Source organism: Deinococcus murrayi DSM 11303 (genome assembly GCF_000482805.1).
Classification (GTDB): Bacteria; Deinococcota; Deinococci; order Deinococcales; family Deinococcaceae; genus Deinococcus; species Deinococcus murrayi.
In genome coordinates this window covers 61,476-73,004 of sequence record NZ_AXWT01000022.1, presented here as the reverse complement: position 1 = coordinate 73,004, position 11,529 = coordinate 61,476, and the positions used below count along the sequence as shown (strand labels likewise).

Genomic DNA, 11,529 nt, shown 5'->3' with positions numbered 1-11,529 from the left:
AGGCTGCTGACGGCTCAGGAAGCGGAGGACTATTGGCGGGGTCATTGGGGGATCGAAAACCGCTCGCACCATCGTCGCGACACTGTCCTTCACGAGGACCGATGCCGTCTGCGCAAAGGTGCTCAAGGACGCGCTGTCCTCAATGGCGTGGTCCTGGCCCTGCTGTCCTCACAGACGCGTCACGTCACCGCACTTGTTCGCCAGCTCCGCCTCAACCCCCTGGCTGCCCTCCGTCTCCTCAGCCCTCAACCGAGTTGAGATAAAAGCCTGAGCGGAGCCAGGTGGGATGGACGGCGGCCCCAGCGGGCGTGCTATACTCCCCGCTGTTGTCTCGCGCCCGGCCCGTGCTCCCCGGCCTGGCCCAGGCCGAGAAGATGGCCCCGGCGCTCCCCCGTCGACCGACACAGTTCCCCCAGCGCCGCGCGGCAAGAAGCGAGGAGAAACACCATGGCGAAGCATCCCGTCCCCAAGAAGAAGACCAGCAAGAGCAAGCGCGACATGCGCCGCAGCCACCACGCGCTGGTTGCCCCCAACCTCGTCGAGTGCCCCCAGTGCCACGCGAAGAAGCTTCAGCACCACATCTGCCCCAGCTGCGGCTATTACGCGGGCCGTCAGGTGCTTGCGGTCTGAGATTCCAGACCTAAGCCAGACCTAAGAAAGAGGCTCCCCCGGCGGGGGCCTCTTTGTTTGTTGTTTGGTGAGGGCTGGGGGGGCAGCCCCCCGCTTATGTTCCGGGCGCGGTGCCCTCCAGCACGGCCTGCACGCCGCCGCGCACGAAGGTGCCCAGGGTGCGGGCGAGGCGGCCCGCGTCAAGGGCGGGGTCGGTGACGGTGCGGTGGGCGAGCGCGTCCAGCAGGGTGGTGATGAGCAGCAGCAGGTCAGGGTCTTGTCCGGCGAGGAGGCCGGGGTGCCCCCGCAGCCGGGCCGCGAGGTCGTCCAGAAAGCCGCGCCGCCGCGCCTGAAAGCCCGCGCCCGTGCCGCTGTGCAGCAGCGCGAGGGTGTCGCGCTCGCCCAGCAGGAAGTGAAAGACCCCTTCGATGAGGCCGGGTTGCCCCGCTTGCGCCGAGAGCAGCGGCTCTAACCGGGTCAGCAAGTCGCGCAGCCGCTCGTCGAGCAGCGCTCCCAGCACCCCTTCAGGGGACGTGAAATAGCTGTAGACCGTGGGGCGGGAAACGCCCAGCGCCTGGGCGATGTCCCCCATCCCCACCGCCTCAAAGCCCCGCTCGACAAACAGGCGGGCGCTGACCTCCAGAATCTGCTGCCGCCGGTCCTCGGAGGGCAGACGCTTGCGAACGGCGGGGAAAGCGGGAGAAGGCATAGCCCCACTCTACCTCATCACTGACACTTTGTCACTTGACAGATTGTCAGTAGAGGTGCATGCTGACGCCCGGACGGAAAGGGCGGCCCCGCGCTGCCCTCCCCCGCCCAGGGAGACCACCATGCCCGACCCGACTGCCCCCACCGACCCGGCCCTCATCCCCACCCCCCCACGGCGGCGCCGCTTACGGGACGACTACCGGCAGCTCACGCCAAGCGAGCGGCGGCTGTGGCGTGCCCCGCTGATGTGGGGGGCGGCCCTCGCCATCCTGCTCGTGCCCGTGCTGTATGTCGCCATCTATCTGGCGGGCGTCTGGGACCCCTACGGGCGGCTCACGGACCTGCCCGTCGCCCTGGTCAACAGCGACGCGGGCACCACCTTCCGGGGCAAGACGTACCACCTGGGCCGCGACCTGGTAAGGGAGCTGCGCCAAGACCCCCCCGTGAAGCTCATCGACTATCCCAGCGAGCAGGCCGCGCAGGAGGCGGTGCGGCGCGGGGAGGTGTACTTTGCCCTCACGGTGCCGCCGGACTTTAGCCGCCGGGCGATCGCCGGACAAAGCCGCGAGCACGGCGAGCTGCACCTCTACAGCAGCCCCGGCCTGAGCACCTTTGCCAGCCGGGTGGGCAGCAGCGTGGCAGAAGACATCGCCCGCACCCTCAACGGCAAGCTGGGCAGTAGCCGCTGGGACATCGTGCAAACGTCCCTCGCGGACGTGCAGCGGGGCCTGCGTGACCTGGGAGCGGCGACCCGCCAGCTCCGGGACGGAGCCGCCCGCCTGGAGAACGGAGCCGGGCAACTCGCGCAGGGAGCGACGGCCCTCCGGCGGGGCGTCGCCTCGGCGCACGCCGGGGGAGAGCAGCTCACGCGGGGGGCCGGGGACCTCGCGGCGGGGGTCTCGCGTCTGACCAACGGCTCGCAACAGCTCGGCGCGGGCCTGCGGCAACTGGCCCAGGCCGCCCCCAGCGAGGCCCAGTTGCGGCCCCTCCAGCAGGGGGCGGCGGAGCTGGCGCGGGGGGGCGCGGCCCTCGCGGGCGGCCTGCGGCAGCTCCAGGGCGGCACAGCCGAGCTGCGCGGCGGGGCGGCCCGCCTCGCCCAGGGCACCGGGCAACTTCAGGGCGGCGCGGACCAGCTCGCGGCGCGGCTGCCAGAGCTGTCGCGCGGCCTGGGGCAGGTGCAGGGGGGGGCGGCCCACCTCGGCAGCGGCGCGGCGGAGCTGGCTCAGGGGGCTGGAACCCTGCGGGACGGGGCCGCGCCGCTCGCGGCACAGTTGCCGTCCCTGCGCACGGGGCTGGGCCAGCTCGCGGACGGAGCAGGCCGCCTCGCCGCCGGGGCGCAGGACCTCGCGGGCGGCCTGGGGCAGGTGCAGGCGGGCGCGGGGCAGGCCCGCGGCGGCGCGGAGGAGCTGAGCGCGGGGGCGACCCGCCTGGCCCAGCAAAGCCGCCAGTTCGCCCAGCAGGTACACGAGCAGCCCCTCTTCCCAGAGCCGCTGCGGCAGGCCAGCGCTGGCCTCACGCAGGGGGCGGGACAGCTTCAGGCGGGCGCGGCGGAGCTGGCCACCCGGCTGGGGGCGCTCCAGAGCGGGGCGGACGCGGCGGCGCAGGGGGCCGGGCAGCTCCGGGCGGGCGCGGCCACCCTCGCGGAGCAGGCCCACCGCGCCGCGCAGGGCAGCGCCGCCGCCGCCGAGGGGGCCGGACAGCTCGCCCAGGGAGCCGGGCAACTCCAGGCGGGTGCCCAGCAGCTGGCGACCGGGGCGAATACCCTCGCCCGCAAGACCGGGGAAGCGGCGGCGGGCGCGGAGCAGGCGGCGGCGGGGGCGGCCCACCTCGCTGCCGGAGCGGGCCGCCTGCACAGCGGCGCGGCCCAACTGCACACCGGGGCGGCGACCCTTGCGCAACGCACCGAGGAAGCGGCGAACGGCGCTCAGAAGCTGCGGGCCGGAGCGCAGTCCCTCCAGCAGGGCGTGAACACGCTGGTGGCCGGAAACCTGAAGCTGGGCAGCGCCCTGAACTCCATCGCCGGGCAACTGCCCGCCCCGCAGGACCTGCGGACGCTGCGGGACGGTGCCCGCACCCTCGCGGCCAAGACCGGGGACCTCACCGGGGGCCTTGCGCAGCTCGGCGACGGGGCGGAGCGGCTGGCCTCCGGCGCGGCGGAGCTGCAGAGCGGTGCCCGCACCCTGCGCGAGGGCCTGAGCCAGCTCGCCGACCGAGTGCCCGACCAGCCGCAGACGCTGACCGGGGACCCGGAGGGCCTCGCGGCCAGCGTGGTCGTGCGGGAAACGCAGGCCGCGCCCGTGCAGACCAACGGCGAAGCGTTCGCGCCCTACTTCATCGCGCTGGCGCTGTGGGTGGGGGGCACCCTGACCACCTTCATCTTTCCCTACCTGCTGCTGCCGGAAAGTGGCCGGGAAACCTCGCAACTCGCCCGCGTGCTGCGCAAGCTCACGGTGCCCGCCCCCTACGTGGTGGGGCAAGCGTTGGTCGTGGTGCTGGGCGTGCACCTGCTGGGCGCGAGCTTCCTGTATCCGGGGCTGGTGGTCCTGACCGCCGTGCTGGGCAGCCTCACCTTCCTGACCCTGATTGTGGCCCTCAACCTTCTGCTGGGCGCGGCGGGCCGCCTGCTCGCGCTCGTGCTGCTGGTGCTGCAACTCGCCGCGTCGGGCGGCAGCTACCCCGCCGAGCTGTCGTCGCCCCTCTTTCAGGCGATTCACACCCTGATTCCCGTGACCGACGTGGTCAATGCCCTGCGCTACGCCATGTTTGGCGCGTACGAGGGCCAGTACGGGGTCTACATGGGCCGCATGCTGCTCGCCGGCCTGCTGGGGTTCGGGGCCGCCCTGTTGGGCCGCCGCCGCTGGCGCTTTGCCCCCGACCACCAGTTCCGCTCGCCCATCTTGACCGACGTGGGCTGAGGGCGCAGGGGCGGGAACGCCCTAACCCTTGTCCCCCACGTGAATCGCCGCGATGCCGAAGGTCAGCAGGCGATAGCGGGTGCGAAAGCCCGTGGCGTGCATCAGGCGGGCGAGGCGCTCCGGGTCAGGAAAGGCGAGCACGCTCTCCGGGAGGTAGGTGTAGGCCCCCGCATGGCCGCTGAGCACGGCCCCGATGCGCGGCAGCACCCGCCGAAAGTAAAAGCGGAAGAGCGCCCCGAAGAGGCCGGGGCGCGGCGGCGGAAACTCCAGCAGGACGAGCCGCCCGCCCGGCGCGAGCACCCGCCACAGCTCGGCGAGGCCCCGCCCGTAGTCAGAAAAGTTGCGAAAGCCAAAAGCGCAGGTCACGGCGTCAAAGGAGCCGTCCGGGTAGGGCAGGCTCAGGGCGTCGCCCTCCTCCCAGCGCACCTCCAGGCCCCGTCCCCTGGCCTTCTCGCGAGCGATGTCCAGCATCTGCGGCACGAAGTCGCTGCCGATGATTTCGGTTTCGGGAGCGCGGGCCTTGAGTTCCAGCGCGAAATCCCCGGTCCCGGTCGCCACGTCGAGCAGCCGCCGGGGTGAGAAGGCCAGCGCCTCCCGCGCCGCTTCTCGCCGCCAGGCCCGGTCCACGCCGAGGCTGAGCACCCGGTTGAGAAGGTCGTAGCGGGGGGCGATGGAGGCGAACATCGCCTGCACCTCGCGCCCCCGGTTCTGCTGGTCGCCTACGGGCGGGCGGGAACTCGTCATGGGGGAACTGTAGAGCGGGCCGCTCCCCGCTGTCAGCCCTCGGCTTTGGGCCGCCAGCTCCCAGCGGCCTGCCACGAGCGCCGCCTTCGAGACCCGCCGCCGACGACGATGCCGGGGCTGAGCGCTACCCCATCACCCCCAGCGCCCGGCCCACCCGCTCGTAGGCCGCGAGTGCGTGCTCCAGGTCGTCCCGCGTATGCTCGGCGGTCACGATGTTGCGGATGCGGGCCTGACCGCGCGGCACCGTGGGAAAGCCCAGGCCAACCGCAAAGACGCCCTCGTCGAGCAGCCGTCGGCTGGCCTCGAACGCGGCTGCGGCCTCGCCGAAGAGGACGGGCGTGATGGGGGTCTGGCTGCCCATCGTGTCGAAGCCCAGCCGGGCGAGTTCGGCCTTGAAAAAGCGGGTGTTGTCCCACAGCCGCTCCATGAAGGAGGGGTCGCGCTGCACGAGGTCCAGCGCCGCCGAAAGCGCCCCGACGACGGCGGGCGGGTGCGCGGTGGAAAAGAGGTAGGGCCGCGCCCGGTTGACCAGCAGCTCGCGCAGGTCGGCGTGTCCCGCCGCGTAGCCCCCCACGACGCCCCAGGCCTTGCTCAGGGTGCCGACCTGAATCACGTCGTCCGCGTGCTCGTAGCCGAAGTGATGGACGGTGCCGCGCCCGGCTTCGCCCAGCACCCCGGAGCCGTGGGCGTCGTCCACGTAGGTGACGGCCCCGTACTTGCGCGCCACCTCAATCAGGCGGTCCAGCGGCGCGATGTCTCCGTCCATCGAGAACACGCCGTCGGTCACGACCAGCTTCAGGCCATCGGTCGGGTTCTCCGCGAGCACCCGGTCGAGGTCGGCGGGGTCGGCGTGGCGGTAAATCTTTTTGGTGGCCTTGGTCAGCCGCAGGCCGTCGATGATGCTGGCGTGGTTCAGCTCGTCGCTGACGACGAGGTCGCCGGGTTGCAGCAGAGCGCCGAGCACCCCCTGGTTGGTCGTAAAGCCGCTTTGGAGCACCAGCGCACTCCCCGCATGCTTGAACTCGGCGAGTTGGCGCTCGAAGTCCTCGTGGATGCTCAGCGTTCCGGCGATGGTCCGCACCGCCCCGGCCCCCGCCCCCCACTCGCGCAGGTACTGCTCGGCCCGCTCCTTGAGAAAGGGATGGTCGGCAAAGCCGAGGTAGTTGTTCGACGCCAGGTTGACCACCTCGCGCCCGCCCACGCGGGTGCGGGCGCGGTTGGCGGTTTCGAGGACGCGGGGAGAAATCAGGAGGCCCTGCTCGCGCAAGCTCGCGAGTTCGCCGCGCAGCCGTTCTTGGAGGGTGAGGGTCATGGAGGGCAGTCTAGAGGCGCATCGGGGCGCGGCACCGTGAGCCGGGGACGGGGCGGGCCAGCAAGAGGGCCAGCAAGAGGGGAAGAAAAGTGTAAGCCCCTCCCGCTTAGACTCCGAGCAGGCCTATGACCAATGCCGTGTACACCCTCATCGTGCGCGCCCTGTCCGGCATCGTGTCCGACCGGGCCGCCGACACCATGCTGCGGGCGTCCCTGCGCGAGCGTGGCTTTAGCCCCGATACCGTGACCGCGGTGCAGATGCAACAGGTGCTGCGCGGCCCCCTGCTCAGGCGGCTTTCTGGGCTGCTGCCCCCCGACCGCGCCCGTGCCGAGTTGCAGGCGCTCGCCGCCGAGGTGCAGGCCCGCTACCCCAAGGCCCCCACCCTCTTTTTGCCGCCCGCCGCCGCCTGGGAAGAAAACAGCCCGGAGGAAGCCTGGAGCGCCCCCGCCTGGGAGGACCCTGTGGACACGGCCCTGAGCGCCGACGACTTTGAGTTCGACGACCCCGAATACGCCGCTCCCGCGGGCGGGCGCACCTACGCCCTGGAGACCGCCGCGGGGCAAGAAGCCCTGATTCAGGACCTCGGACGCTTTCAGGGCGTGCAGGGCGTGCTCGTGTGCCGAGCGAGCGGTGAGGTGCTGCGCGAGCGGGCGCTGCGCGGGGGCGGCGGCCTGAGCGGGGTGGTCGCGGCCACCGCGCTGCTCTTTCAGGCCCGCTCGCTGCGGCTGATGTCCGCCGACATGGGCGACCGCACCGTCTGCATGCGTCCGCTGGGAGACTACTGCGTGGCGGTCGTCGCCGGGGCCGGGGTCAACATCGGGCGGCTGCTTGCCGAACTCGGCCAGGTCGAAGCCGGAGCCGCGGCATGAGGCGGGCTGTATGGCTGGCGGCCCTGCTGGGGGTGGGGAGCGCGGCGGCCCAGGACCTTGCCGCCTACCGCGAGCTGACCCGCAGCCTCGACGCGGCGGCGGCGGCCCGCCCGCAAAGCGCCGAGGCCGCCCTCACCCAGCTCGACCGCGCCGGGGCCGCCCTGGAGCGCCTGGCCCCCACCCTGGAAAGCCGCCCCCTCGTCGAGGGCCTCCGGGGGGCACTGGGACAGGCCCGCGCCGCGCTCGCCCGCACCCCCGCCGACCTTCAGGCCCAGGTGCTGCTCGCCCGCGGGCTGGCGCGGGGGGCGCTCTCGGCCCAAACCCTGAGCCGCCTGGGAAGCGGCGACGCCCCCAGCCCCAATCAACTGCGGCTGCTTGCTCAAGAGTTCGGCCTGAGCGCCGCCGCTGCCCAGGCCCTCCAGACCGACGCGGCAGCGGGCCAAATCGAGCGGGTCGCGTGGCGGCTGCAACGGGCAGCGGCGGCCAAGGTGCAAGCGGCCCTGGCCGAAGCCCAGCCGGAGCGCAGCGCCGCTTCTTACCTCGCGCTGGCGCGGGCGGCGGGCTGGTTGACCGCCGTGCAGGACGCCGGAGCCGGAAGCCTGCGGGCCGCGCAGTTCACGGAAGCGCTGGGCCAGCTCACCGCCGGGGACCGGGCGGGCCTAACGGCGTCGCTGGCCGAGCTGCAGCAGGGCAGCGCCGAGCTGATGCGGGCGCTGGCAACCCCCCCTGCCCGGCAGCAGGCGGCGACTCCCGCCCCCCCGGCGGCAGACACTCCGGCGGCGGAGAGCGCGGCAGCCCCCGCCGAGACCACCCCGGCCACGGAATCCACGCCCTCCGACCCTGCGCCCCCCGCAGACACCCCCTCCGGCGAGGTGGCCCTGGCCCAGGCTTACGCCGCCCTGGGGCGTGCCCTGAGTGCCAGCGGCCACGGCGACCCGGTCACCGCCCGCGCCGAACTTGCCCGCGCCCGCACGGCGCTGGAGACGGCCCCCGCCACCCTGCGCACCGCGCCCGACTTTGAGGGCTATCTCGCGGCCCTGGGCGCGGCCCAGGAGCGGCGGAGCCTGCGCCCCGACAGCGTTCAGGCGCTTATTGCGGGGCTGGCTGGGCTGGAACGCGGCTCGCTTCCGGCAGTCGACCGGGCCTCGCTCGCGGCGACCGGAACGTTTGGCGGGGGCCTGCGGGCGGGGCTGCTGCTGCTGCTTGCGCTCCTCGCCCCTGTGCCGCTGTACCTGCTCAACCTCGCCTTTGGGGGGCGCAATCCCTTTTGGCGAGCGATTACGGCGGCGCTCGCCCTCTTGCTGCTGCCCACCTTCGTGGAGGGGTTACTGGGGGCGGTCGGCTGGCTGGGCGACCTGCTGGGGGTCGCGGCGCTGCGGGCGGCTCCGGCCTTTTCGCCCTGGGCCTCTCCCTTTGGGTTGCCGCTGCGGGCGCTGCTCACAGCTGCGGCGCTGGGGCTGGCGGTCTACGGCTTCCGGGGCCTGTGCGTGCAGTTCGGCCTGCTGGGGAGCCGCCGTGAGGCCACGCTCGCGCCCACGCCGACGGTGGAGTGGGAGGAAGCCCTGTGAGTCCTCACACCGCCGCCCGCCAAGAACCCCTGCACCGCCTTCCCGTGCGGCTGCTGGGAGACCTCGTCTCTCCCCGCGCCCTGGAGCGCATCCTGGCGGACGCGGCACGCGCCAGGGGCCAAACGCCGGAGACGCTGGGGCCGAGCGACCTCGAAGACATCCTCAAACGCGAGGTGTTCAAACGGCTGCAACTCTCGGTGCCCGCCGCCCTCGCCAAGCGCCGCGTCTCGGAGGTCATCGGGGCGCTGCTGGAGGCGGCCCCCAGCGCCCCTGCCGCGGCCCCAGGCGAGGACCTGAGCCTCCTGGAGGAAGGTGCTCGGCGGTTTGCCCTCTACTTTGACTGGCCGGAAACCCAGCGCCTGCGTGGGATTCTGGGGGTCGCCCGGCAGCAGCAGGCGGCGGGCGCTGACCTGGGGCCACTGCTGCGCGAGGGCCAGGACCTCATCGCCCTGATGGAGCGCCGCCTCGAAGAAGGGCTGGTCGCGCAGGCGCAGGACCTCGCCGAGCTGCGGGCCGCGTTCGGGCGGGTGCAGGGGATGGGCGGCAAGGAGGTGCGCCGCCTGGAGAGCCTGATGGCTCAGGTCGAGGAAGCCCAAAAGGGCGGCGTCCTGCAACCCGCCGAGGTCGAGCGGGCGCGGTCCATCGCCTTTACCCTGCGGCGACAGCTCGAATCGTCGGTGATGCAGCCCCTGCCGGGGGAGGGCGGCGACCCCGCCCCGGTGGACCCCGCCGTGCAAGCCCGCGTGCTCGCGCTGGAGCAGGAGCATGCCGCCCGGCAGCTCGCCGACCTCGCCCGCGACTCCGAGGCGCTGCGCCGCGCCCGCCCGGAGCTGGAGGCCCGCTTGCAGGCCCTGCGGGGAGAGGCGGCAGCCGGGACCCTGAGCGCGGAGACACTGGACGCCTGGCGGCGCGAGCTGGAGCAGGTTCGCGAAGCCGAACTCGCCCGGCAACGCTCGGACCTGGCAGAGCTGGAGGGGGCGTTGGCGGCCCTGCCCCCCAGCCCCGCCCTGGAAGAAGCGCGGGTGGCGCTGGGGGTGGCTCGCCTCACCCTGGACGGGGGCGGCCTCGCGACCGACGAGCTGCGCGACCTCCACGCCACCCTCGATGCCCTGCAAGCGGCCCCGGAGGGGGCGGCCCAGCGGCTGGAGGTGCAGCGCGACCTCGCGGACCTCGAACGCGCCGCCCGCGACGTGCCCGGTGCTGCCGACGACCTGGCTCCCGGCCTGACCGCAGCCCGCGAGGCCCTGAAACGCGGCGAGACGCCCGACGTGTCGGCCCTGTGGACGGCCCTGGAACGCCGCATGGCCCAGGCCGCTCAGCAGCGCGAGGACTTCGATGCCCGCGCCGACCGGGTGATTCGGGAGTACGACACGGTGCGGCACCTCGCGGGCGAAACCACCCAGAAGCTCGGACGGCTGGCCGACACCCTGCGCGCCCAGCGCCGCTTGGGGCGGATGTCTGCCCTCGCCCGCGAGCGCTACGCCCAGACCCTGACCGATGCCGAGGCCCTGCTGGCCGAAGCCCGCGCCGAGTACGAGGCCGCTCAGCAGGTCACGGCCAGCTTCGGCGCGGACGCCCTCAGCGGCCTGCTGGACGTCTTCGACCTCGGCGGAGAGGCCGAGGAAGCGGCGCTGGAGCCGGAGCCTGCCCCGGCGGCGTCCCCCGAAGCCGCCGAGCTGCCCTACGACACCTGGCGGGTGCGGGGCGGGCAGCTCGTGGCTGGTCCCAGGGACGCCGCCGCACAGGGAGTCGCCGCCCTGCTCGCCCACGCCGACGACCTCGGCGGACAGACCCTGCGCCTCACCGACGACCGGGCGGCGTGGGCGGCGCGGCTGGAGGGCGCGGGCGTATGGCGGCTCGCCCGTGGCCCCAACGCCGGAGCGATTGACGACCGGGTCGGGGCCTGGCTGGAGGGGCAGGGGTAGGCCGCCCTCCCCTATCCTGCCCCCATGACTGACCTGCCCCTCTTTTCCGGCGAATCGCGGCTGCTGCGCGGCGAGCACGAGCAGCGGGCGCTGGGGGCCGCCCTCGCCCGCGCCCTGCCCCCCGGCGCGGTCCTCTTTCTGGAAGGTGAGCTGGGGGCGGGCAAGACCACCCTCACGGGGGGGCTGGTGGCGGCCTACGGCTTCGCGGAAGGGGTCACCAGCCCCACCTACGCCCTGATGCACGCCTACCCCACCCCCGCCGGGCGGGTCCTGCACGTGGACGCCTACCGGGTGCGCGACGTGGCCGAGCTGTACGAGATGGACCTCGAAGACCTCGTGGCGGGCAGTCGCCTCAGCATCGTCGAGTGGGGCGAGGGGCTGTACGCGGACTACCCGGCAGCGCCCGTGCTGCGGCTGGAGCACGTGGAGGGGGACCCGGAGGTCCGGCGGGTGACGCGGGTGCGGTGAGCGTGGGGGGGGGTCGGTGGGCAGTGCGTCTTGATTCCGGTTTTCCCCCACCCCCCAGCCCCCTCCCCCAGGGGGGCAGGGGGAGCAGCGCTGCGCTGGGCAAAGGTCCTCCCTCCGTGCTCCGGTCCTGTCTGCCCCGCCCCCGTTTCCCCCTCCACGCCCTGCTTCGCCCCATTGGAAGGCCTCGGCGCTGACGCGCCGAACGGCTCGGCTGCCTGGAAAGTGAACTCGCACAGTGGGAACATTGAGGGCGGCTGACGCAGAGGAAAGAGGGCTTCGGCAAGAGCATCTTTTACCTCTCCCCCTTGGGACTCGCAGAGCTGCTTGCAGAGAGGGCCTTGCGCGAGCTTGGGGTGAGGGGCCGTGCGAGCACCCCCCCGCCCAATCCATCCCCTCGCCCCTGCTACCCTC

At 73.2% G+C, this 11,529-nt stretch carries 9 protein-coding genes; 6 read left to right on the top strand and 3 right to left on the bottom strand.

The genetic code is table 11. The features are described 5' to 3' along the window. Window positions 1-447: 447 nt before the first annotated feature. Entirely contained in the window at window positions 448-630 is a 183-nt protein-coding gene (gene rpmF, locus H565_RS0105560) for a 50S ribosomal protein L32 (protein ID WP_027460173.1), read from the top strand. A gap of 94 nt (window positions 631-724) precedes the next feature. Here rpmF and H565_RS0105555 read toward each other — a convergent pair whose 3' ends face one another. Then, on the bottom strand, window positions 725-1,318 hold the full coding sequence (locus tag H565_RS0105555; protein ID WP_027460172.1) for a TetR/AcrR family transcriptional regulator: 594 nt from the start codon (window positions 1,316-1,318) through the stop codon (window positions 725-727). Between the two features lie 121 nt (window positions 1,319-1,439). Here H565_RS0105555 and H565_RS0105550 point away from each other — a divergent pair, with 121 nt between their 5' ends. Next, entirely contained in the window at window positions 1,440-4,232 is a 2,793-nt protein-coding gene (locus H565_RS0105550) for a YhgE/Pip domain-containing protein (protein WP_027460171.1), read from the top strand. 21 nt (window positions 4,233-4,253) lie between these two features. Here H565_RS0105550 and ubiE read toward each other — a convergent pair whose 3' ends face one another. Then, window positions 4,254-4,976: a bifunctional demethylmenaquinone methyltransferase/2-methoxy-6-polyprenyl-1,4-benzoquinol methylase UbiE gene (gene ubiE / locus H565_RS0105545; RefSeq protein ID WP_027460170.1), complete on the bottom strand. Its 723-nt coding sequence runs from the start codon at window positions 4,974-4,976 to the stop codon at window positions 4,254-4,256. Between the two features lie 124 nt (window positions 4,977-5,100). Then, entirely contained in the window at window positions 5,101-6,288 is a 1,188-nt protein-coding gene (locus H565_RS0105540) for a glycine C-acetyltransferase (protein WP_027460169.1), read from the bottom strand. Between the two features lie 125 nt (window positions 6,289-6,413). Between H565_RS0105540 and H565_RS0105535 the strand changes: the two genes are divergently transcribed. From H565_RS0105535 to tsaE, 4 genes are read left to right on the top strand one after another with little or no spacing between them, the layout of a single operon-like run. Beyond that, window positions 6,414-7,157: a roadblock/LC7 domain-containing protein gene (locus tag H565_RS0105535; RefSeq protein WP_027460168.1), complete on the top strand. Its 744-nt coding sequence runs from the start codon at window positions 6,414-6,416 to the stop codon at window positions 7,155-7,157. After that, window positions 7,154-8,725 carry a serine/threonine-protein kinase gene (locus H565_RS0105530; RefSeq protein ID WP_027460167.1) on the top strand — a complete coding sequence of 524 codons (1,572 nt, stop codon included), beginning with the start codon at window positions 7,154-7,156 and terminating at the stop codon, window positions 8,723-8,725. Before H565_RS0105535 ends, H565_RS0105530 begins: the two co-directional genes overlap by 4 nt. Beyond that, a complete protein-coding gene (locus H565_RS0105525; RefSeq protein WP_084542906.1) occupies window positions 8,722-10,650 on the top strand; it encodes a coiled-coil domain-containing protein in 1,929 nt (642 codons plus the stop codon). The genes H565_RS0105530 and H565_RS0105525 overlap by 4 nt, the downstream gene beginning before the upstream one ends. Window positions 10,651-10,674: 24 nt before the next feature. After that, window positions 10,675-11,118 (top strand): tRNA (adenosine(37)-N6)-threonylcarbamoyltransferase complex ATPase subunit type 1 TsaE, encoded by a 444-nt coding sequence (tsaE, locus tag H565_RS0105520; protein ID WP_027460165.1) that lies wholly within the window; start codon window positions 10,675-10,677, stop codon window positions 11,116-11,118. Window positions 11,119-11,529 lie beyond the last annotated feature (411 nt).

Excerpts from the sequence above, each read along its gene's own strand:
- rpmF (WP_027460173.1), top strand. The coding sequence starts at position 448 with ATGGCGAAGCATCCCGTCCCCAAGAAGAAGACCAGCAAGAGCAAGCGC.
- H565_RS0105555 (WP_027460172.1), bottom strand. The coding sequence starts at position 1,318 with ATGCCTTCTCCCGCTTTCCCCGCCGTTCGCAAGCGTCTGCCCTCCGAG.
- H565_RS0105550 (WP_027460171.1), top strand. The coding sequence starts at position 1,440 with ATGCCCGACCCGACTGCCCCCACCGACCCGGCCCTCATCCCCACCCCC.
- ubiE (WP_027460170.1), bottom strand. The coding sequence starts at position 4,976 with ATGACGAGTTCCCGCCCGCCCGTAGGCGACCAGCAGAACCGGGGGCGC.
- H565_RS0105540 (WP_027460169.1), bottom strand. The coding sequence starts at position 6,288 with ATGACCCTCACCCTCCAAGAACGGCTGCGCGGCGAACTCGCGAGCTTG.
- H565_RS0105535 (WP_027460168.1), top strand. The coding sequence starts at position 6,414 with ATGACCAATGCCGTGTACACCCTCATCGTGCGCGCCCTGTCCGGCATC.
- H565_RS0105530 (WP_027460167.1), top strand. The coding sequence starts at position 7,154 with ATGAGGCGGGCTGTATGGCTGGCGGCCCTGCTGGGGGTGGGGAGCGCG.
- tsaE (WP_027460165.1), top strand. The coding sequence starts at position 10,675 with ATGACTGACCTGCCCCTCTTTTCCGGCGAATCGCGGCTGCTGCGCGGC.